General features: G+C 58.3%; 17 protein-coding genes. All 17 read right to left on the reverse strand.

Annotated features, from left to right (window positions below; all coding sequences use genetic code 11):
- Positions 1–93: 93 nt before the first annotated feature.
- Positions 94–3,312 carry an isoleucine--tRNA ligase gene (gene ileS, locus Q0X28_RS04030; RefSeq protein WP_298576720.1) on the reverse strand — a complete coding sequence of 1,073 codons (3,219 nt, stop codon included), beginning with the start codon at positions 3,310–3,312 and terminating at the stop codon, positions 94–96.
- Between the two features lie 352 nt (positions 3,313–3,664).
- Positions 3,665–3,931 (reverse strand): hypothetical protein, encoded by a 267-nt coding sequence (locus tag Q0X28_RS04035; RefSeq protein WP_296238721.1) that lies wholly within the window; start codon positions 3,929–3,931, stop codon positions 3,665–3,667.
- Positions 3,932–4,151: 220 nt separating this feature from the next.
- Positions 4,152–4,892 carry a DivIVA domain-containing protein gene (locus Q0X28_RS04040; protein ID WP_298576723.1) on the reverse strand — a complete coding sequence of 247 codons (741 nt, stop codon included), beginning with the start codon at positions 4,890–4,892 and terminating at the stop codon, positions 4,152–4,154.
- 181 nt (positions 4,893–5,073) lie between these two features.
- The gene (locus tag Q0X28_RS04045; protein WP_296238725.1) at positions 5,074–5,394 is read right to left on the reverse strand and encodes a YggT family protein; all 321 of its coding nucleotides are present in this window, start codon (positions 5,392–5,394) and stop codon (positions 5,074–5,076) included.
- A 104-nt stretch (positions 5,395–5,498) separates the two neighbouring features.
- Entirely contained in the window at positions 5,499–5,987 is a 489-nt protein-coding gene (locus Q0X28_RS04050; RefSeq protein WP_298576725.1) for a cell division protein SepF, read from the reverse strand.
- Between the two features lie 102 nt (positions 5,988–6,089).
- On the reverse strand, positions 6,090–6,827 hold the full coding sequence (locus tag Q0X28_RS04055; protein WP_296238729.1) for a YggS family pyridoxal phosphate-dependent enzyme: 738 nt from the start codon (positions 6,825–6,827) through the stop codon (positions 6,090–6,092).
- Positions 6,820–7,602: a polyphenol oxidase family protein gene (locus tag Q0X28_RS04060; protein WP_296238731.1), complete on the reverse strand. Its 783-nt coding sequence runs from the start codon at positions 7,600–7,602 to the stop codon at positions 6,820–6,822. The genes Q0X28_RS04055 and Q0X28_RS04060 overlap by 8 nt, the downstream gene beginning before the upstream one ends.
- Before the next feature lie 32 nt (positions 7,603–7,634).
- A complete protein-coding gene (gene ftsZ, locus Q0X28_RS04065; protein WP_296238733.1) occupies positions 7,635–8,732 on the reverse strand; it encodes a cell division protein FtsZ in 1,098 nt (365 codons plus the stop codon).
- Positions 8,733–8,875: 143 nt separating this feature from the next.
- Positions 8,876–9,571, reverse strand: a complete 696-nt coding sequence (locus Q0X28_RS04070) for a cell division protein FtsQ/DivIB (RefSeq protein ID WP_296238737.1) — start codon at positions 9,569–9,571, stop codon at positions 8,876–8,878.
- A gap of 2 nt (positions 9,572–9,573) precedes the next feature.
- On the reverse strand, positions 9,574–11,031 hold the full coding sequence (gene murC / locus Q0X28_RS04075) for a UDP-N-acetylmuramate--L-alanine ligase (RefSeq protein WP_296238739.1): 1,458 nt from the start codon (positions 11,029–11,031) through the stop codon (positions 9,574–9,576).
- A gap of 15 nt (positions 11,032–11,046) precedes the next feature.
- Positions 11,047–12,234, reverse strand: coding sequence for a glycosyltransferase (locus Q0X28_RS04080; protein ID WP_296238742.1), 1,188 nt, complete (start codon positions 12,232–12,234; stop codon positions 11,047–11,049).
- Between the two features lie 45 nt (positions 12,235–12,279).
- The gene (locus tag Q0X28_RS04085; RefSeq protein ID WP_298576729.1) at positions 12,280–14,079 is read right to left on the reverse strand and encodes an FtsW/RodA/SpoVE family cell cycle protein; all 1,800 of its coding nucleotides are present in this window, start codon (positions 14,077–14,079) and stop codon (positions 12,280–12,282) included.
- A gap of 41 nt (positions 14,080–14,120) precedes the next feature.
- Positions 14,121–15,545 carry a UDP-N-acetylmuramoyl-L-alanine--D-glutamate ligase gene (gene murD / locus Q0X28_RS04090; RefSeq protein ID WP_296238746.1) on the reverse strand — a complete coding sequence of 475 codons (1,425 nt, stop codon included), beginning with the start codon at positions 15,543–15,545 and terminating at the stop codon, positions 14,121–14,123.
- Positions 15,546–16,637, reverse strand: coding sequence for a phospho-N-acetylmuramoyl-pentapeptide-transferase (gene mraY, locus Q0X28_RS04095; RefSeq protein ID WP_296238748.1), 1,092 nt, complete (start codon positions 16,635–16,637; stop codon positions 15,546–15,548).
- 12 nt (positions 16,638–16,649) lie between these two features.
- On the reverse strand, positions 16,650–18,140 hold the full coding sequence (gene murF / locus Q0X28_RS04100; protein ID WP_296238750.1) for a UDP-N-acetylmuramoyl-tripeptide--D-alanyl-D-alanine ligase: 1,491 nt from the start codon (positions 18,138–18,140) through the stop codon (positions 16,650–16,652).
- A complete protein-coding gene (locus Q0X28_RS04105) occupies positions 18,137–19,717 on the reverse strand; it encodes a UDP-N-acetylmuramoyl-L-alanyl-D-glutamate--2,6-diaminopimelate ligase (RefSeq protein ID WP_298576732.1) in 1,581 nt (526 codons plus the stop codon). Before Q0X28_RS04105 ends, murF begins: the two co-directional genes overlap by 4 nt.
- 57 nt (positions 19,718–19,774) lie before the next feature.
- Positions 19,775–21,721, reverse strand: coding sequence for a penicillin-binding protein 2 (locus tag Q0X28_RS04110; protein WP_296238754.1), 1,947 nt, complete (start codon positions 21,719–21,721; stop codon positions 19,775–19,777).
- Between the last annotated feature and the right edge of the window lie 48 nt (positions 21,722–21,769).

A 21,769-nucleotide genomic window follows, 5' to 3' on the forward strand; every position in this document is an offset into this window, starting at 1 on the left:
TTCACCTGGCTAGTGATGGGACACAAAGGGCCCCTCCCCTGCTCATGGAGCGCCGGGAGGGGCCCTTTGATATGTCGACGGAGGGACTTCTGGCTAGTCGGCGACCTTGTGCAGAGCACCAGTCACGCCATCACCCAGGTCAAGTTCTCCACCCTTGTCTGGGCTGGTGAGCGTCAGCTCTGTGGCGAGTACTTCACCGGCGATGAGGTCACGGTGTCGCTCTGCCCATGCCTGTAGTTCACTGGGGACTCCCAGAGTCAGGCTGATGCGGTCAGAGATGTCGAGGCCAGCTGCACGTCGACCATCCTGGATCTCACGGATTCGGTCCTTGGCCCAGCCTTCGGACTCGAGGTCATCATTGAGTGTCATATCGAGGATGACGAGTCCTGCACCACCGGGCAGGGCTGCCGTAGACTCGGGATCCTGTGCGACGAGACGTTGGGTGTACTCGGTGTCAAAGAGTTCGACGCCGCCAACAGTAGCGGTGCCATCAGCGTGCACCTGGTAATCCCCAGTTTTCGCCGCTTTAATGGCCTTCTGTACATCTCCACGCAGTCGCGGTGCAGCCACTTTTGCATTGACCTGCAGCTGGAATTCGCCATAGGCGGCGACATCCTCACTAAGTTTCACCTCACGCAGGTTCATTTCCTCGGCAATGATGTCCGTGAACGGGGCTAGCGCGTCCACATGCGGGATCGCCACGGTGGCAGACAGCAGCGGGAGGCGCACACGGAGTTTATGGGCCTTACGAATAGAGGAAATCGTTGAGCACACCAGACGCACACGATCCATGGCGTCCACCAGCTCTGCATCGTGCGGTAGTAGATCTGCCTTCGGCCAGTCGGTGAGGTGCACTGACTCGCCACCGGTGAGACCACGCCACATGACTTCCGTAGCAAACGGCAGCAGCGGTGCAGCCAGACGGCACGTTACCTCGAGCACAGTGTAGAGAGTATCGAACGCGTGCTTGGTATCCTGGCTAGACTGTTCCCCCTCCCAGAAGCGAGTGCGGGAACGACGCACATACCAGTTGGTGAGTGCATCAATGAAGAGGCGAAGGGTCTCACACGCGTTGGCGATGTCCGTATTCATCATCTGCTCAGTGAGGGTGTCCCGGGTCTCCGCCAGCTTCGCAAGAATGTAGCGGTCCAGCATATTGCTGCTGTCAGTACGGAAAGTAGCCTCTTCGGAAGCATACATCTGGAAGAAACTGTAGGCGTTCCACAGCGGGAGCAGCGCCTGCCGAACCCCGTCACGAATGCCTTGCTCGGTCACTATGAGGTTGCCACCACGCAGAATTGGGGAGGACATAAGGAACCAGCGCATAGCGTCAGACCCATCGCGGTCGAACACTTCGTTAACGTTAGGGTAGTTCCCCTTCGACTTGGACATTTTGAGGCCGTCATTGCCGAGGACGATGCCATGGGCGACCACAGTCTTGAACGAGGGATTGTCAAAGAGAGCGGTAGCGAGAACATGCAGCGTGTAGAACCAGCCACGCGTCTGACCAATGTACTCGACGATGAAATCGCCCGGGTAGTGGGACTCGAACCACTCTTTGTTCTCGAAGGGGTAGTGTACCTGTGCGTACGGCATGGAACCGGATTCAAACCAGCAGTCGAGAACCTCAGGAACGCGACGCATCATGGATTGACCAGTGGGGTCATCCGGGTTGGGGCGAACCAGCTGGTCGATTTCGGGGCGGTGGAGGTTGGTGGGGCGGACACCAAAGTCCCGCTCGATCTCGTCGAGAGAGCCGTAGACATCCGTACGAGGATAGCGAGGGTCATCTGATTCCCACACAGGGATTGGTGCACCCCAGTAGCGGTTACGGCTGATGTTCCAGTCGCGGGCATTGGAGAGCCACTTACCGAACTGCCCGTCACGAATATGGCTGGGGATCCAGTTGATCTCCGCATGGTTAAGTTCAACCATGCGCTCCCGGAACTTGGTAACGGCAACGAACCAGCTGGGTAGTGCCATGTAGATGAGGGGTTCACCTGAGCGCCACGAGTGTGGGTAGGAATGGTCGATGGTTTCCTGCCGGAATAGCCGGCCAGCAGCTTTCAGATCCTTGATGACCCGCGGGTTAGCATCGAAGACCAGCAGCCCTTCATAGTCCGGCACGTCAGCGGTGAACTTACCGTCCATATCAACGGGTATCACCGGGGAGATGCCGAAAGCGTTGCAGGTGGCCATATCGTCTTCACCGAAGGCGGGAGCTTGGTGGACGACACCCGTACCGGAATCCATGGTCACATAGTCAGCCGGGAGGATCTGGAACGAATTCTCATTGTCGGCAAAGCAGTCGAAGGCAGGAGTGTAGTGCAGACCGGCAAGCTCGCGGCCTGTCACCCGTGCCAGCACCTCCGGCTTTTTGCCGAGTTCGCGGGCGTAGGCAGACAGCCGAGCTTCGGCGAGGACGACGCGCATCCCAGCTAGAGCCGCGGGGGCCTTCTCCCCCGCTACCTCTACCACTACATAGGATTCGTTGGGGTGCACAGCAATTGCGAGGTTGGAGGGCAGGGTCCAGGGAGTGGTGGTCCAAATGATGGCTGCCGCACCGTTAAAGGGGGTTCCGGCGAGTTCATGGTCCGCTGGGACACACAGCGGCATGGTGATCGTGATAGCCGGATCTTGACGCATCTTGTAGGCGTCATCCAGGTGGGTTTCCTGGTTGGAGAGCGGAGTGTGCTCTGCCCATGAGTAGGGCAGCACTCGGAAGCCCTTGTAAATGAGTCCCTTATCGTAAAGGGTCTTGAATGCCCACAGGACGGACTCCATGTAGCCGAGGTCAAGGGTCTTATAGTCGTTCTCGAAATCGACCCAGCGTCCTTGGCGTGTGACGTAGTCTTTCCATTCTTGGGTGTATTGCAGAACGGACTTCTTGCAGTAGGCGTTGAACTCGGCAAGCCCCATGTCGTCGATCTCGGCGCGATTCTTGATTCCCAGCTGCTTTTCCGCTTCCAGCTCGGCGGGCAGCCCATGGGTGTCCCAGCCGAAACGACGGTCCACTTTGTAGCCAGCCATGGTGCGGAAACGGGGCACGATGTCTTTTACGTAGCCGGTGAGGAGATGGCCGTAGTGCGGAAGGCCGTTAGCGAAGGGAGGACCATCGTAGAAGACATATTCTTCGGCACCTTCACGCTGTGCGATGGAGGTTTTGAAGGTGTTGTTGTCTTCCCAGTACTTCAGAACCTGCTGCTCGAGTTCCGGGAAGGAGGGGCTGGAGGTGCCTCGACCCTGGGTCATATCGACTTTGGGATAGGCGGCGCCTACGCCGGTCGTGGTTTTCTGAGAATCAGTACTCATCGACGGAGCTACTCCTCGTGTCTAGCTAAATGTGTCCGGGACACGGGGACGAGGCTGTAGGCTCCGCGGTACCACCCCGCTTGGTTGTAGCTCATCCACAACCCGCTTCGTTGGAGCTATGTCGGGCTCTCCCGTCCGGTTCTACTGGGCTAGACGCTGTTCTTCCGGAGACTCCCCGGTGATGGCCGGATCACTGCCAGGTCTTCATTCTACGTTTTCCCTTGCGAAACTCCCAATAAGAGCTATGAGAAATCCCCTACCCACTGGGTGAACAATGAGTAACTTGTAAACACACAAAACCCCGCACAGTGTATGCGGGGTTTAAAGAGGCTGCAGTCCGAGCGAGCAACGCCTAGTTGTCGGCGTTGACCTCAACGACATCGGGGGCAGGTACGTCTGTTTCGACAGCCCGATCATCTGCTGCTACCCCATCGACGAGCGCCGCGGCTTCGTCATCCGCCTTCTTCTTCCGATTCTTGACGATGTCCACGATAAGGAAGATGAAGCCAAGAACGCAGACACCGATACAAGCCCAGGCAAGGGGGAGAATACCGGTGGTAAGGGCAGCAACCAGAAGTGCGAGTCCGATGACAGTACAGACGAGAGCGAGGATGAGCATAACATTCCTTGGTATATGGCCGACGTGTCGACACTTCGATCCTACCCCAGGTAGTTATGCGAGAGGCGGGCTAGTTGGAGGAAGTAGGCAGGTTCTCACTAACAGCGAGCCCCCGCCACGGGACAGGCGGGAGCTCAGAAGTGCAGCAACAGTAGGGTGGCGCTACTGCCACCCTACTGTCACCCAATGTGTGACTCGGTTTCTCGAAGTGAGAGAAGATTTAGCTATTGGAGAAGCTGTCTCCGATGTTGGATCCGCGCAGATCTGCCAACTGGCCTTCAAGGAGGTCTTGCAGGCGAGCGCGGTACTGGCGCTCGAAGGTACGCAGCTGGTCGATACGGCCTTCCAGGACGGAGCGCTGCTGGTTGATGGTCGCCATCACTTCAGTGTGCTTGCGTTCGGCCTCAGCTTCCATGTGGGCAATGGCGGCTTCGGTCTCATTCATCCGGCGGTCAGCAGTGTCATTGGCCTCCGTTACCATACGGTCAGCCTCGGAACGTGCGGAGGAGAGCATCTCGTCGGCTTCGCGGCGGGCATCGCCAGTAAGACGGTCTGCCATTTCCTGGGCCATGCCAAGGATGTGGGCAGCCTTGAGGTTGGTTTCGGCGTCGCCCGGGACGGAGGAGGCGGCAGGAGCTGGGGCGGGGGCGGGAGCAGCGGCGGGAGCCTTAGCGGTGGCGGCACGAGCAGCCTCTGCGTCGCTACGGGCAGCGTCGGCATCACTCCGGGCAGCATCGATTTCCTGCTGTGCGGCAGCGACGGAATTCTGCGCCTCATCAAGCTCGGTGGTCAGTTCAGAAACGCGCTGCTGCAGGTCCGAGTTCTCTTCGATGAGCCGACTCAGTTCAACCTCGATGAGGTCGAGGAACTGGTCGACCTCATCCTCGTTGTAGCCGCGCTTGCCGATGGGCGGACGGCTAAACCCTACATTGTGTACGTCTGCTGGGGTCAGCGTAGGCATGGGAACTCTCCCTCTCTTTTTCTCACGAGTCACATGAGTTTACACACATAATACTGCCATAACGGCAGCGTTCTTTATGAAAAAACTGCAGTCCATTGAAAAGCCTAGCGGACTTTTCCTTTTGACTCCTAGTTCTGAAACGACTTCTTCACCTAGGAATCTGGAGGAAAGCCCAGTTCAGTTATGAAAATAGGCTTCCCAGAGTCACTGGTGTTGCACCCAGGTTGACAGTAAGAGACACCAGGACACTGACAACGAGGAATACGATAATGGGAGAGAAATCCAGCCCTACTCCCCCAATTCCCACCGGACGCAACACCTTCCGGATGGGGACAAGGCACCAATCGGTGGCCCGAAAAACAACCTCCAAGACGGCTGCCAATTTCGGCCCCGGAGACCACGATCGTCCGAAGGAGTGGATCATCTCTACCGTGATCCGCACAATGAGCAAAAGCCACAGAATGCGCAGCAGGTAGTACACCACAGTTGCAAAGACAGTCACAGATTCACCTTACCGAGATTCTTCCTCTTTCGCCGATATCAGCGCTGGATAGAAGCGTGCAACAGCCCACTCTGAACCGCCTGACTGTCGGAACCCGAGGTGCGTTACGCTTCGTAATCCCGTTCTAGTCGGCGTCGTTCTCCGTCATCGATGACAGTTTCTGCCGGGGACAGCAAGAAAACCTTCTTAGCGATACGTTCAACCGAACCATTCAGCGCAAACACTAAACCCGAAGCGAAATCAACGAGCCGCTGGCCAAGGTCACTATCCAGCTTCGACAGGTCCATCACCACCGGGTTACCATCACGGAAACGCTGGCCGATGAGCTCCGCTTCCGCGTAGCTCTTGGGGCTTACTGTGGTGATCTGTGCTGAATGGCGTTCAGGTGTATAGGGGCGCGCATCAGCCTGACGCGACCCACCATAGCGACTGCGGTCAAGCGGAGGAAGCGGGGTGCTGCCTGCACGCGTCGGGGCGGCGTAGTCGTCCTGGTAGGAGTCGCCGTAACCGTAGCCGTCACCGTACTTGTCGTCATAGTCATCAGACTCTACATAGTCTTCGACATAGTCAGGTTGTTCGGCGGGCGATGCCATGCCGAAGAACTCCTTCGCGTTTTGGATAAAGCCCATTGGTGCCTCCGTATCTTGGATTATGGATGATGGGTCTCTGTACGCTTGCCCGTGGGGCAAGCAGGATTAGTGGGTGGGACGTGGGCCAAGGATGGCCGTTCCGACTCGAACACAGGTCGAACCGTGGGCGATGGCCTGCTCCATATCCCCCGTCATACCAGCAGAAATCTTTGTGGCATGCGGATGGTTGGTGCGTAGCTGCTGACTGAGATCGTAGAGATGCGCAAAGGCAGCACTGGGGTCTGCATCCAACGGCGGTACTGACATTAGCCCGCGTAGAACGAGATGGTCGGAGTCGTCGACAAGATCAGCAAGTTCTGGGATGTCACTCTCCAATGCTCCACCACGCGCAGTATCTCCATCCAAACTGACCTGTAGATACACACCCAGTTGTGAATTCTCCCGGGAGCCATCGTCGAGAGCTCGTTGCATCCCCCGCTCAAGGCCTTTGACCAGAGGTACGGAATCAACAGAATGGACACTGTGTGCCCACCGGGCGACTGCATTGCACTTATTGCGTTGCAGTTGCCCAATCATGGACCACTCCGCGGGTGTTCCGGCGAGAACATGCTCGACCGCATCATGTTCAAGCAAGTCGTGTGCTTTTTGCCGAGCCTCCTGTTCGCGGTTTTCGCCAAAGGTTCGAACGCCAAGACGAACCAGCTCAAGGACGTCGTCGAGCGGATGGAACTTGGTGACGACCATGAGGGTGACATCCTCACGGGATCGTCCTGCACGCTGGCAGGCCTCTGCGATGCGGTCGAGAGTCGCCTGATAGCGGGATGCAATGGTGTTGTCAGTCATTGGTACTGCTCCTCCAAATGACGCCGGCTTGGCACCCCGTCTTGTGTTCCCGATAGGTACTGAAGAAGGCGAGGTCTTCAATCGTGCAACGCGGATCGACGGTGACACCTGCGAGCCCTGCTGCAACGAGCTGGTGGGCAATGCCGCGCCGCAGATCTAAAGAAGGCTGTCCAGTAGCTGTCCGAGCGCGAGTGTGCGGAACGTGGGCTTCCATATCTTCCGCCATTGCCTCTGAGACAGCCATCTTGCGGCCGGTGGCGGAGGGACCAAGAAGCGCATGCATGCGGTGAGGATCAGCCCCCAACTCACGCATGGCGTCCAGGGTAGCGGTAACAAGCCCTGCTCGAACTCCTAGTGCCGAACCATTGAGAGCGGCGATCACACCCGCTTCATCGTCTCCTAACAGCACGGGGACAGCGTCCGACGTCAGTACGACAAGAGCAAGGTTAGGTGCGGTAGTGACGAGCGCATCGGTGGCCGGGATAGGGTCGGGGAAACGACTGTCCGCGGTTGCCTCGACAACGCTGACATGGGGGCTTTGGAGTTGTTCCATATAGACAAAACGGTCGAGTGGGAGCTGGAGTTTCTCGGCGAGCCTTTCCCTGTTGCGGGTGACGGTGACGGGGTTATCTCCCACATCCAGGGAAAGGTTCAATCCGTGGTAGCGGCCGGTGGAATAACCGCCAGCTCGGGTGGTGATGACACGCCTTACCTGCAGATTGCCTGGCTGTGAAAGCCTATTGGCAGTCTGTGTGGGGGTAGAAGGCGCAGTCATGACACGTTCACCAGAAACAGCAGAACCGTCCGTTACCTCATGAAGGGCGGGATATCGATGTCGTCTTCGTCGGAGACCCGGGTGGCGCGCTGACGGATGCTCATTCCGGAGCTCTTCTCAGCGACCTCCTCAAAGCTTTCCTCGTCCTTGGCAGTTCCATTGTCGAAGACACGGGCGGGCGGTTCCCCACCCTCGAATCCAGCTGCCACAACGGTGACGCGAACCTCATCACCTAGCGAGTCATCGATGACAGTACCGAAGATGATGTTGGCATCCGGGTGTGCTTTTTCACGGACAATGCTGGCAGCTTCGTTTGCTTCGAAGAGACCCAGGTCAGATCCACCGGCGATGGACAGCAGGACACCTTTGGCGCCTTCCATGCTGTATTCCAACAGCGGCGAGTTGATAGCGGCGTCCGTGGCCTTACTAGCGCGATCGTTGCCGGATGCGCGGCCGATACCCATGAGTGCGGCACCGGAGTCTGCCAGAACAGATTTCACGTCAGCGAAGTCGACGTTAATGAGGCCCGGTGTGGAGATCAGGTCGGTGATGCCCTGTACACCATTGAAGAGCACCTCATCCGCCTTGGAGAAGGCGTCGTTGATAGAGATGGTCTTGTCTTCTTGCTGAAGCAGCCGATCGTTGGGAATGGTGATGAGGGTGTCGCAGGCATCGCGCAACTTTTCAATACCATTAGCAGCATTTTCTGCACGCCGCTTCCCTTCGAAGGAGAAGGGCTTAGTCACCACGGCAACGGTCAGTGCCCCGAGGTCGCGGGCGATGCCCGCGACGATGGGGGCACCTCCGGTACCTGTGCCGCCGCCCTCACCGGCGGTCACGAAGACCATGTCGGCACCCGTCAGGACATCCTCAATGTCCTGCGAGTTGTCGCGGGCAGCACGCTCCCCCACTGCGGGGTCGGCACCAGCGCCAAGGCCACGTGTGGTGGATTGCCCGATATCGAGTTTGGTGGGGGCATCGCAATCAAGGAGGTCTTGTTCATCGGTATTCAGGGCAATGAAATCGACGCCGGTCATTCCTTCGCCGATCATGCGCTTGATGGCGTTGGTCCCACCGCCACCGATGCCGACCACTTTGATGACGGCCAGATTGTGTTGTGGCGTAGTCATTGGAAAAGCTTCTCCCGTCTAAAGCTGAGGTTGAAGGTTAGGGGAGTCCTTCAGTGTGGATAAAGGATAAAGATCCTCAGAAGTGGGCCAAAGATGACACACCGGGAGAAACGTAATTAATTCGCCGCCAGCAATCTTCCCGGTTAACGTCGCGTAGGAAGCTCTGGGTTGGCAACATTCCAGGTCGTCCCCGACTGGGTTAACACAATCCGCATGGACTGCACTTTCTCGTCAAGACGAGAGGGAGATCCCAGCTCAACCATCCGACCATCACGCAGCCGCAAGACCACCATTGCCGCAGAGGTGACGTCGATAGTGCGGACACGACGCACAATGTCCTGCGGTAATTCTTGTGCAGTTTTCAGGGCAGCTTCTCGCTGGAGCGTATTGTGCAGCGGGTCGGGCACCACGATTTCCGGGATGCGGAGGGTGGGACGTCTCACCACCATGGCGACACCGGCCGTATCCATCTCGTAAAGTTTGCCTTCTGCTGCAAAGTACGCCACCGGCACGCGTTCCGTGATCGCAATTGTCACCAGGTGTGGATAGCTTTTCTCCACCCGTACGCGTTTTACCCGTGGCAACGCTGCCACACGTACCGCTATGTCATGGGTACTGAGCTGCGCCATGCGTGACTCCATTGGTACCTGAGCCTGTCGAAGAACCTGTTGCTGAGTCAACACGCGCAGCCCTGCCACCGAGGTCTCCGTCACCAGGAATAGAGGCGTTGTGAAGAGCACAATCGCAACGGCCATGGTGGCAGTGAGGATAAGCCCAAGAATCGTCTGGAGGGCTGTGCGGAGTGCGTGCGAGAGAGCTGCACGACGTTCCTCTGACACAATTAGCCTTTCAGGAGAGCGATAATAGCGTCAGCTTCCATGGTAACGTTGCCCGCTCCCATGGTGAGGACGATGTCTCCGGGTTCTGCGATTGCGGCTACGTCGTACGGAACCTTGGAGAAGTCCGGCTGGTACTTGTGCGGAATAGTGAGCTGTCGAGTAATCAACTCGCTGGTAACGCCCGGCATTGGGTTTTCCCGGGCACCGTAAATATCGAGCACAATCGCATAGTCGGCCAGATCCAGAGCATGCGCAAACTCAGTGGCGAACTGCTCAGTACGTGAATACAGATGCGGCTGGAAGCAGACAACGACACGCCCCGGGTGTCCCAGACCCTGCGCGTCTGCATCGGCAACTTCGCGGGCGGCAGTAAGTACCGCACGTGCCTCCGTCGGATGGTGGGCGTAATCGTCGTACACACGTATACCGCCAACCTGTCCGTGGTACTGAAAACGACGGTTCACCCCACCGAAGTGCGTTAATGCTTCGAGTGCAGCCCGCATGTCTCCCCCATACTCGCGGACAGCCACGAGCGTGGACAGTGCGTTGAGCGCCATGTGTTCACCGGGCACGGGGAGCACCAACTCACGCGAGCTGTCATCCCCCGCCAGACGTATCCGGGCGGCCAAACCATCGAGAGTGGGCTCCCATGCTTCTAGCACACCACCCATCGGAATACCGTCGCGTTGCGCTTGGGCTGCTGCCGTCGCGGTCCCATAGCCCAACACCCGGATGCCGCGTTGGGCTGCGTACAGGGCCAAGGTACGAGACCCCGGATCATCCACGCAGACAATCAGTGCCCCACCAGGTTCAATGCAATCGAGAAAATCGGCAAAAACCTGGCAATATGCTTCAGCTGTGCCGAAAAAGTTCAGATGATCAGGTTCAACATTGGTGACGATGGCAATACTCGCCCGATATTGCAATAGGGAGGCATCGGATTCGTCAGCTTCTGCAATAAAAAGGTCACCGGAGCCATGATGGGCATTAGTGCCGGTCTCATGCAACGCGCCGCCCACCGCGAAGGATGGGTCGCATCCGAATCCTTGGAAGGAAACGATGGCCATGGAGGTCGTGGAGGTTTTCCCGTGGGTTCCGGCCACCAACAGAGTACGGTAACCCTTCATAAGTTGGGCGAGGACCTGAGAACGGGTGCGAATGGGAATTCCCAAACGTCGTGCTTCCCGCAACTCCGGATTGGTGTCAGGGATGGCAGCGTAGGAAACAATAACGCACGAGGGACGTTCCGAGAGAAGGTCCAGGTTGGCGATGTCATGCCCAACGGCGACTTTAGCACCCCGCGCACTCAACGAGACTAGTGCACGTGAGTCGCGTACATCGGATCCGCTGACTTCACCGCCACGGGCTAGCAGGATACGAGCCACACCCGACATTCCTGCGCCACCAATGCCGATCATGTGGACGTGTTGAAGTTCCGGAGGAAGGGTAGCAGTCAACATTTATGGTCTCTCCTACTAGTGTCCGGCGTTAAGGGGATAGTCGACGAGCTCACAGGCTGCCCGCGCGACCGCATCAGCCGCATTGCGGGAACCGGCACTAAAAGCGCCCGCTACCGCCGCCTGATACTTGTCGGGAGTGGTGAGAAGTTCGTCCGCCCAGTCAATTACCTGTTGGGCTGTAAGATCGTGGTCTTCGATGAGAATACCGCCACCGGCTTCCACAACCGGCTGCGCATTAAGGGCTTGCTCACCGTTACCGATGGGCAACGGCACATAGAGGGCAGGGAGTCCCACCGCCGAGATTTCGGCAACCGTCATAGCCCCAGAACGACAGATGACGAGGTTGGCAGCCGCATAGGCAAGGTTCATAGCAGAAATGTAGGGTACTTGCACTTGGGCGGGGGCCCCGGATGGAGCGACGTTTCGGGCGATAATGCCGGCTGGAAGCAAAAGATCCTCCGCGCCTTCCGGAGCACCTCCCAGCACCGGATCAGCACTATCGTAGTTTTTCGGTCCCACTGCTTGGAGAACACCGATGTTCTTCTCGGCAAGGCCTGGCAGGGCATCATGCATGACACGATTGAGCGACTGAGCTCCCTGCGAACCACCAAATTCAAGAAGAACGGGGGCATCCTGGTCGAGTCCAAAAAACTCGCGAGCTTCCCGGCGGAGTGCCACTCGATCAAGCTGAGTAATGGCGGGTCGGACGGGAATGCCGACAACCTCAATGGGGAATCCACAGCCTGGTACTGCCCCGAGCACTCGATCTGCGTGGCGTGCCCCAATTTTGTTGGCGATACCCGCCCGCGCATTCGCCTCATGGACCACATAGGGGATGTGGTGACGTCCCTTGCGGGCGGCCAGGTAAGCGGACATCGAGACGTAGCCGCCAAAGCCGATGAGCACATCTGCCTCCACCTCATCCATGATGGCGCGGGCCTGTTTCACGGACCGGCTGAGACGACCCGGTACGCGGAAAAGCTCTGTCGTGACACGCCGCGGCAGGGGAACTGCCTCAATCATCCGCAGATCGTAGCCGCGTGCCGGGACAAGGTCCTTTTCTAAGCCGCGCTCTGTTCCCAGCGCGGTAATGCGAATGCTGGGGTCGAGTGCTGTAAGCGCGTCAGCAACCGCCATAGCAGGCTCGATATGGCCGGCTGTTCCACCACCAGCAACTACTACAGAGAGGGGCTTCGATGTCATCCTTTGTCCTATCGTGTGAGGTTGTCCAGAGCGGAAAACTTAGAGCTAGGCCGGGGGTGGCCCACCGTAACGGGAGTCACCACCACTCCCTCGCGAGGGCGGATTCCAACGCCTGCCTTGCGGTCGCTCCAGCGGAGGTAATGTACGTGGCCCATCTGGCCGGCTTTCCCATGGGGGCAAGGGGGCGTCAGCAGGATAGGGACGCGATGAGCGCGCCGGGTCTCCCCCGTTCATGCGTGGACGCGTCGCTCCCGAGCGTGGGTCAACGGATAGCCCCTCGTTTCCACGCGTCCGCAGATCACGAGGCGACGCAGCTTGTTTACGGGACGGTTGCCAGCTGGCTGAGGAACCACGGGGAGAATCTAGGGTTGCGGACGGGGTTGGCGCCCGGGGAGGGCCGGGGCGTGGGTGAGACCACCGAGGGTCGGTACTCCGTGACGCTGTATCAACGGTCGAGTGCTCCCCTACCATCCATCGGGCGAGGTTAGTAAAGCGACCGAAGTCGGGCGTGTCATCCACAGCGTAGACAGGGGGTACTGGCAGCCGCAATGCTCTCCCAAACTTGCCACTACCTGTACTAATCGCAGCTATGGCAGCGCGCTCATGGCGGGCAGTGCTGGTAATGAGACCTAGTAGGAAGAGCGTTGTTACCGTAGCGGATCCACCGGCAGAAATAAGTGGCAGCTGGAGACCCGTCACAGGGAAAAGTCCCACCACATATCCCATGTTGATGAAGGCCTGTACGACCACGGAGGTAGTACCCACACAGGCAATGAGTCGCAGTGACGGATCCAACACTCGCCGGGCTATGCGTAAGCCAACAAAACCGAGGACAGTGTAGAGAACTGCAACGACGAGGGCGCCAATAAATCCAAGTTCCTCACCAATGATGGCAAAGATAAAGTCATTCGGAGCCTCAGGGAGATAGAAGTATTTTGCTCGCGATTGTCCCAGCCCCACGCCGGTGAAACCGCCGTCAGCGAGCGCCAGCTGTGCTTGACGTGCCTGGTAGCCCACGCCCTGGGCGTCATAGCTCCCACCGGTGAGCTGGTGCCAATAGGTAATCAGACGGTCGGTTCGGAAACCAGTGGTGAGCGTCAGGATAAGAAAGAGGACGGCAGCGCCGCCTGCAGTGATCCAGATAACCGAGCCGGGTAGACGACCAAAGAAGAGGAAGGCCAAGAGCACCACGCCACAGGTAACGGCCATACCCAAGTCCTTTTGCAGAATGACCAGCACAATGACGGGAATGAAGAGCCCCATCGGACGTAACGTGTCACCGATTTTCGACATGGGGGTGAGCTGCCCTAAGTAGAGGGCAACAACCATAATGATGATGACTTTAGCGAGCTCAGAGGGTTGGAAGGCGACTGGCCCGAAGTCGAACCAGGAGCGTGCACCATTGCGCTCCTGGCCGATGCCGGGAATCGCCACCAAAATCAGCAGCACTATGGAGAGGAGGTAGAGGGGGAATGCGATCTTTCGAAGCAGAGAGAACGGCACTCGTAGCGCTATATAAAAGCCCACCCATCCTATGATCATGAAGATGCATTGACGGATGAAGACGGAGTAGTAGTTGCCGTAATCGCGTAGTGAGGCGGGGCCGGAGGCATCAAGCACCATCACGACACCAAGAATGGAGAGGATGATGCACAGCGTCACCATCAGGTGGGCATCTGCTAGTGGCCCGGTGTAGTAGTTTCGGAATCCGGCAGCCAACCGCTGGAGGCTCGTCTTGATCGACCCATCCGCTGTTCGCGGTGGTGTACCCGAGGCGGGTCGTTCGGCATCTGTATTGTGCGCAGACACGGCCGTGCCGGAGCGCTGAGTGGACTCAGTCGTCATAGTGTCCTCCCTTCTCCGGTCACGAAGTGGCATACGCTGTCTTAGTGTTTGAGAACCTCCGCGGCGAACAGATCGCCACGTTGTCCATAGCCAGTAAACATGTCGTAACTGGCGGCTGCGGGGGCCAGCAGCACGGTATCTCCGGGCTGTGCCATTGCGCGGGCGGCTGCGACGACCTCTGCCATCGCTCGCTCGGTCTCCGTGGGAGGAGGCGGCGTATCTGTACCGTCGTCTCCCGTAGTTACCCGTACCACGGGTAACTCTGGTAGCTGGCGGTGGAGCGCCTCGACAATAAGATCTCCATCTTTCCCCAGAATAACCGCACCGCGCAGACGCTCCCCCACTTCGTCAATGAGGGGTGCGATATTTGCGCCTTTCAATTGTCCGCCGGCGACCCAGACGATGGAGGGGTACCCCAACATCGAGCTGCGTGCCGCGTGGGGATTGGTTGCTTTGGAATCATCAACATAGGTTACGCCGCCAACGGTCCCCACCACTGCGTTGCGGTGAGGCGCCACCTCGAAGTTCTGTAACGCGATGTTCACATCCTGCGGCATCGCTCCTGCCGCCAGAGCGAGCGCAGCAGCTGCACCAGCATCAAGGATCCCAGCTGGACCAGACGGGTGAATATCGGCGCACTCGATAAGGAAACGGGCTTCCTCATTTGGGCCAAAGGCGTTGTCGAAAAGCCCGTTCTCGTGGACGCCTATCTGGCCACGCAGTGGTTCTCCCGTACGGAAACCCACCACGAAATGTGCTGAGCATTTCTCTCCGGCTGCGGCAGCACGGGGGTCGTCAAGTCCCACGATCCCGTAGAGGCCGGTAAGCACTCGCGCTTTCGCGGCGGCGTATGCGTCGACTGAGCCGTGCCAGTCTAAGTGGTCTTCGTCAATGTTGAGAAGTGCTCCCGCAAGCGGTGTCACGCTGGGAGCCCAATGGAGCTGGAAGCTCGAAAGCTCACACACCAATACATCGGGATGGCTGGGGTCGAGTAGCGCGTCCTCAATGGGGTAGCCGATATTGCCGCAAGCGACCGCAGACATTCCAGCCTGCTGGCAGATGGCTGTGGTCATACCCACTGTGGTGGTTTTTCCGTTGGTACCGGTGACGACAAGCCACACTCGGGAAGGACCACAAAGGTTGGCTTTATCGACGTGCCAGCACAATTCAACATCGCCCCAGACGGGGACGCCAACTGCCTGTGCAGCAGCAAAAAACGGGTGATGAGGGGGGATACCTGGGCTGGTGACGACCAATGCTGCATCTGCCAGTGAAGCCTCAGCTTCGGCCATGGTGAGGATGTCCACCGCTAGTTCTGTGGCGGCTGCACGTGCAGCTTCATTGTCATCGACCAGCACGGCGGTGGCCCCAATGTGCTGAAGGAGTCGCACAGCGGCGCGGCCAGAAACACCTGCGCCGAGGACCAGGACACGCTGGTGAGTGAGATTGAGGGGCATCGCTGGCATTTACACCGCCACCTTAGAGAGCCAATCGGCGTAGAACACGGCAAGACCTAGGCCGGCGGAGAGACCAGCCAGGAGCCAGAATCGGACAATGACCGTGGTCTCTTTCCAACCGCCGAGCTCGAAGTGGTGATGGAAGGGTGCCATTCGCAGAATGCGTCGGCCAGTAGCTTTATAAAAGCCCACTTGGAGCACCACGGAGAAAATTTCGATGACGAAGAGGGCACCAATGACGACCATGAGCAGCTCTGTGCGGGTGACGATCGACACGCCTGCTACCAGACCGCCGAGTGCAAGAGAGCCGGTGTCTCCCATGAAGATCTTGGCAGGGTTGCAGTTCCACCACAGGAAGCCAATACAGGCTCCGAGGGCGGCGGCGCACAACATGGAGACATCTAGCGGATCTCGCACCTGGTAGCAGCCGATGGCATTGCCGGTGGTGGAACAAGCATTGCGGAACTGCCAGAAGGTGATAATGGTGTAGGTACCCATCACCAGCGCCATTGAACCTGCTGCTAGGCCATCCAGGCCATCGGTAATATTGACGGCATTCGACCAGGCGGTGATGACAAAGTAGGCGAAAATAATGAAGATGATGCCACCGCCGGCAGCCATGCTGAGGACTGGAATATCCCGAGTGATGGAGAAGAACTTAGAGGCAGGAGTGAGCCCATGTTCGTTGGGGAAGAAAATAGCCAGGCTAGCAAAGAGAATAGCGGAGACGAATTGCCCGAAGAATTTTGCTTTGGGGCTCAAACCAAGATTGCGGTTTTTGAATACTTTGATGCCGTCGTCTGCAAAACCAACCAGACCTAGACAGGTGGTGAGCATTAGTACTAGCAAACCAGATGCTGCTGGACCGCCTCGACCTGTCACCGCACCAACAATGACACCGGAGAAATACCCAGCCCAGATGCCGATCAGAATAGCCAAGCCGCCCATTGTTGGGGTGCCGGCCTTCACGAGGTGACTTTGTGGCCCATCTTCCCGAATCTCTTGGCGAATGCCGCCCTGCCGGAACTTTTTGATAAGCACTGGGGTCAGCAAAATGGAGACCAAGATTGACACGCACAGCGCAACAATAATTTGAGCCACTAGTTCGATCCTTTACTCAGCTGCTCCATTGGCGGCAGCGCTTATTGCGTCCGCAATGGTCCAGAGTCCAACAGCCTGCGATGCCTTGACCAAGATCACGTCACCTGGGTGGCGATGCTCGGTAAGGTAAGAGACTGCGTCCTCCTTATTATCTACGCTCACCACGGAAACTCCCATATCCTGGGCTGCGTCGCATAGGGAATCCATCTCTGCACACCGCCCCACCAACACCACATGGTCGATGCCGCAGGCAGCGAGCGTTTCGGCGAGGGCTGCATGTTGTGTGACCGACTCCTCCCCTAGTTCTCCCATCATTCCCAGCACAGCCCAGCTGTTCCGATGAGTATCCGGGGCGGGGTGTGCCATCGCGCCAAGCGCGCTGAAGGCGGCTCGCATAGAGTCCGGGTTCGCGTTGTAAGAGTCGTTAATGACAATGGTGCCGTCAGCAAGCTCACGTACTTCCATGCGGCGACCAGAGGTGATGGTGGCAGAGCGCAAGGCCTTGATCGCTCGTTTCATTGGGATATCGCAGGCGTGCGCCACAATAAGGGCGGCGAGGGAATTAAGCACGTTGTGTTGGCCGGAAACTGCCAGTTCAACCGGATATTCCTCCCCCATAGTGACAAGGGTATAGCTGGCTCGGGAGAGCTCATCGAGGCGAATATTCTCGGCAGTGAAGTCGGCACTGGGGCGCGTACCGTAGGTGATGACACGAGCGGAGGTGCGTTGGGCCATTTGGGACACGCGTTCGTCATCAGCGTTGAGGACAGCGAAACCACCATAGGCTGCTGCGGGGAGAGCCTCAACGAGCTCGCCTTTCGCTTGCGCGATAGCCTCTTGCGATCCGAACTCGCCAAGGTGGGCGTGTCCTACATTGAGAACCACACCGATGCTGGGGGCTACAATGTCTGCCAAATCACGGATGTGTCCAATCCCCCGGGCTGACATTTCGAGGACGAGAAAGCGGGTATCACGGTCAGCCCGCAATGCAGTCCAGGGAAACCCCAACTCGTTGTTAAAGGAACCGGGAGGGGAAACGACAGGGCCTCCCACCGCAAGTACCTGGCTGACGAGGTCTTTCGTGGTTGTTTTTCCAGAGGAGCCGGTGATACCCACGACTGTTAGCGTTTCTTCTGCGACGAGAGTCTTCACGACATGTCGGGCGAGCTTCCCCAATGCCTGCAGGACAGCCGCAGCAGATCCGTCTTCGTCATTTTCCAAGGCGGTGGCGTTGGTGTCGATCTTCCCGAGTGGCTGCACCATAATTGCTGGCACATCCACGGGTCGGCTGGCGAGCACTGCTGCAGCTCCTGCTGCGATTGCGGTAGTTGCAAAGTCGTGACCATCGACGCGCGCCCCGGGAATACAGAGGAAGAGACCCCCGGGGGTTACTTTCCGACTATCGAATTCAACAGTGCCGTCCACGATGGTCTGTGGGTCCGCTGCCTCATTAAGGGTGCCGCCAACGATGGTGGCGATCTGTGCAAGCGAGAGGGGGATCACGCGTTTCCTTCTTCTACCTGGATAGTGTTTGTTCTGGTGCGGCTAGGGTTGGCTGCGTTGAGTGTGCCTGCTTGGCGTTCCTGTAGGGCAGCCTGGACCTCTTCCCGGTCGTCGAAGTGGTGGACAACTCCATTCACTTCCTGCCCCGTCTCATGGCCTTTACCGGCGACCAGAATAGCATCGCCAGGCTGTGCCCAGGCGATGGCAGCGCGTATGGCTGCAGCTCGATCTCCAATGGTGCGAACTTCTCCACGTTCGGCGGAAGGCAGGTCCAGTGCACCGGCTTCCACAGCAGCACGAATTGTGGCAGGGTCCTCTGAGCGCGGATTGTCATCAGTGACAATGAGAAGGTCGGAACCTCGGGCGGCTTCTCGTCCCATGATGGCGCGTTTGCTGGAGTCGCGGTCGCCTCCTGCCCCGAGAACAACGGCCAGGCGGCCTTTAATTTCGCCGCGGAGGGCGGCGATGACGGCAGCGACCGCAGCTGGCTTATGAGCATAGTCAACGACGGCAAGGAAGTCTTGCCCTTCGTCGATGCGCTGGAGCCGACCAGGCACAACCACTGAGGCGATGCCTGTGAGCGAGTCTTCAATCGTCAATCCGGCTTGTTCCGCCACCGCCAGAGCGACGAGCGCATTGGCGACGTTGAAACGTCCTGGCATGGGCAGAGTCAGTGTGTGGTTGTGCCCGCGTGGGTCTGTAATCGTACAGTGTTGTGTGCCATCGTTAGCAACTGTTGAGGGACCGGCAGTGTAGTCGGCGGGGCCGGTGGTCGATACTGTGACGGGGTCACATCCAGACGTCGCAGCGATGTCTCGCATGCGAAGACCCCACTCGTCGTCAACACAAATGACGGCTCTATCACAGCATGCACCCGAATCGCGGGTAAAGAGGCGGGCTTTCGCAAGGAAGTAGTCTTCCATGGTGGGGTGGAAGTCGAGATGGTCTTGGGACAGGTTGAGGAAGGCACCGATGCGGAACCGAGTTCCAGCAACACGGCCGAGCAGCAACGAGTGGCTGGAAACTTCCATAACGATACGGTGGACCTCCGCATCTCGCATGGTGGCAAATAGGCGCTGGAGGTCGGGGGCTTCTGGGGTGGTGAGAGAACTTGGAACACGCGTGCCATTGATACGGGATCCAGTGGTACCGATCATGCCGACGGAATGCCCCGCAGTTCGAAACGCAGACTCGATGAGGTAGGCAGTGGTGGTTTTTCCCGAGGTGCCGGTGATGCCAATGACCGGGACGGCATCTGACGGGTGATCGTAGATCGCTGCACTGACGGTGCCGAGGACGGCCCGCACATCGTCAACGACAAGGAGTGCTGGGGTATCGTTACCAGCTGCCGCAATAATGTCGACACCTTCTGGGTCTGTGAGAATAGCGTGCGCACCGCGGTCTGCGGCGTCGGCAGCAAAACGGGCACCGTGGACGTGTAGACCGGGGAGGGCCGCGAACATGTCGCCAGGTTCTACCTTTGACGATGTCAGGGTAATTCCGGAGATAGGGGTGTCGCTATCCCCACGTGTCAGGGTGGTGTCACAGAGCGTGGCGAGGGCCTTGAGGGTCTGCATAATTGTTCTTTCCGACGGGCGTGCTGCGCAGTTTCTGTGCTCTTAAGATTACCGGTTTTACCCCGCTTGCAGGATTAGGCGCGGGGCGGGTGGCGAGAGTGGCACATTATCCCGGGCGAGAAGCCACTGGGCGATGTCGTGGAAGAGAGGTGCGGCGGACTGTCCACCTTCGCCGTGCACTCCGCGGACCGGGTTGTCGAGCATAATCGCGATGACGTAGCGGGGATTGTCGGCGGGGGCGATTCCGGCGAAGGTAATCCAGTACATGCTGTTCGAGTAGCAGTTACAGCGTGGATCGACTTGCTGCGCGGTGCCAGTTTTGCCGGAAATCTGATAGCCCTCTACCGAGGCTTGTGGTCCGGTGCCCTGTTGGTAGCCGGTGTCTTGCTGGACGACAGCTCGGAACATATTGCGGACGGTACGGGCCGTTTCAGCGGATACGACACGGACACCGGCGGGTGAGTCTTGGTGAACCACTTGTCCGTTGGGTTTGGTGATAGAGGCGATAATGCGAGGTGGTATGCGAAGTCCATCGTTGGCGATAGTTTGGTACATGGAGGCCATTTGCAGCAGGGTGAGGGAGAGGCCCTGACCGATGGGGAGGTTGGCGAAGCTGCCTCCCTGCCATTGGCGTAAGGCGGGAACGACGCCTGCGCTCTCCCCTGCTAGTTCAATGCCGGTGGTGTGGCCGAGCCCAAATTTTCGCAGCATTTCGGCGAAACGGGTTTTTCCGACACGTTGGGCGATCATCAGTGTGCCCACGTTGGAGGACTTACCGAAGATACCCGTCATTGTGTAGGGGACGACACCGTGCACCCAAGCGTCACGTACTGTTACGGAGTCCATCTGAATTTGCCCGGGAACTTGAAATACCTCGGTGGGTTTTGCCACGTTGTAGTGGATGGCGGCGGTGGCCGTCACGATCTTGTTGACGGAACCCGGTTCGAAGGGACTAGTGATGGACGGATTGCCCATATCGAAATCAGATTGCCGTAGCAGGTTTGCACTGGGGTTGAAGGTGGTGTCGTTTGCCATCGCCACCACATGTCCGGTCTTTGCGTCGAGGACAACGACTCCTGCGTTGTGGGAGCCGGAGTTGATCTTTGCGGACTCTACTGCCGCCTGCACGAAGTACTGGACGTCTGCGTCCAACGTCAGGGTGATGGTGCTGCCGGGAACGGGGTCGATGTCGTTCCGCTCCGACCCCGGGATGAAGGCACCATCGGTTGCTTGATCGTAGGTTCGCTCCCCATCTCGACCAGCTAGCAGCGTGTTTTCAGAGGATTCAAGACCCAAAATGCCGTTATTGTCGACACCCACTGCACCAATGATGTTGGCTCCGAGGCTCCCTCCAGGATATTCACGAATTTGTTGATATTCCTGACCGACCTGGGGGTATTTATCGACGACGCGGGTGGCGACCACTGGGTCGACGTTTTTCGCCAGATAGGTAAATGACTCGTTCGAGGACATACGGGTCATCATGTCGTCAGCATCCACACCAGGAATCTCAGATGCCAACATATTCGCAATTCCGGTGATGTACTCGGTAAAGGATGAGGCACTTGGGTCAGCTTCTCGTGCAGACTGCATTTGCTGGCGCACGATTGAGGGTTGGAAGGTGAGGTTTCGTGCGTCTCGAGAGTAGGCCAGCCGGGTGCCATGGATATCCAGAATCTCGCCACGGGGTGAGTGCAGGATCTGGGTGACAGTGCGCTGGTTCTGGACCTCTTCGAGGAGACGCGGGCGTTCGAAAACTTGTACACGGGTGAGTTGTGCAAAGAAGAAGACGAGGAGTATTACCAGCACAATGCCGCCACCGCGCAGCCTTTTGCTCATGGAGACGGTAGAGAGCCGCTGGTTGAGAATGGGGAATGCACCGCGCAAGCTTTTCTGAGCGGCGGGGCCTGTTCGGTAGTCGTGATGCGGAGTACGACCCACTGGCCCGGGCTGCGTGTAGCGCGTTCCAGACGAGCGCCGGGGGGCAGGTCGTCCTCCTTGCATTGCCGCTCCTTCGGGTAGTATTCGTACGCCCCTCGTTTTCACAAGTGG

Origin of the sequence: uncultured Lawsonella sp. (genome assembly GCF_947252745.1) — a bacterium.
Lineage (GTDB): Bacteria > Actinomycetota > Actinomycetes > Mycobacteriales > Mycobacteriaceae > Lawsonella.

Bases quoted from the DNA above. Each gene is read 5' to 3' on its own strand.
- ileS (WP_298576720.1), bottom strand. From the start codon at position 3,312: ATGAGTACTGATTCTCAGAAAACCACGACCGGCGTAGGCGCCGCCTAT.
- Q0X28_RS04035 (WP_296238721.1), bottom strand. From the start codon at position 3,931: ATGCTCATCCTCGCTCTCGTCTGTACTGTCATCGGACTCGCACTTCTG.
- Q0X28_RS04040 (WP_298576723.1), bottom strand. From the start codon at position 4,892: ATGCCTACGCTGACCCCAGCAGACGTACACAATGTAGGGTTTAGCCGT.
- Q0X28_RS04050 (WP_298576725.1), bottom strand. From the start codon at position 5,987: ATGGCATCGCCCGCCGAACAACCTGACTATGTCGAAGACTATGTAGAG.
- Q0X28_RS04055 (WP_296238729.1), bottom strand. From the start codon at position 6,827: ATGACTGACAACACCATTGCATCCCGCTATCAGGCGACTCTCGACCGC.
- Q0X28_RS04060 (WP_296238731.1), bottom strand. From the start codon at position 7,602: ATGACTGCGCCTTCTACCCCCACACAGACTGCCAATAGGCTTTCACAG.
- ftsZ (WP_296238733.1), bottom strand. From the start codon at position 8,732: ATGACTACGCCACAACACAATCTGGCCGTCATCAAAGTGGTCGGCATC.
- murC (WP_296238739.1), bottom strand. From the start codon at position 11,031: ATGTTGACTGCTACCCTTCCTCCGGAACTTCAACACGTCCACATGATC.
- Q0X28_RS04080 (WP_296238742.1), bottom strand. From the start codon at position 12,234: ATGACATCGAAGCCCCTCTCTGTAGTAGTTGCTGGTGGTGGAACAGCC.
- Q0X28_RS04085 (WP_298576729.1), bottom strand. From the start codon at position 14,079: ATGACGACTGAGTCCACTCAGCGCTCCGGCACGGCCGTGTCTGCGCAC.
- murD (WP_296238746.1), bottom strand. From the start codon at position 15,545: ATGCCAGCGATGCCCCTCAATCTCACTCACCAGCGTGTCCTGGTCCTC.
- Q0X28_RS04105 (WP_298576732.1), bottom strand. From the start codon at position 19,717: ATGCAGACCCTCAAGGCCCTCGCCACGCTCTGTGACACCACCCTGACA.
- Q0X28_RS04110 (WP_296238754.1), bottom strand. From the start codon at position 21,721: ATGCAAGGAGGACGACCTGCCCCCCGGCGCTCGTCTGGAACGCGCTAC.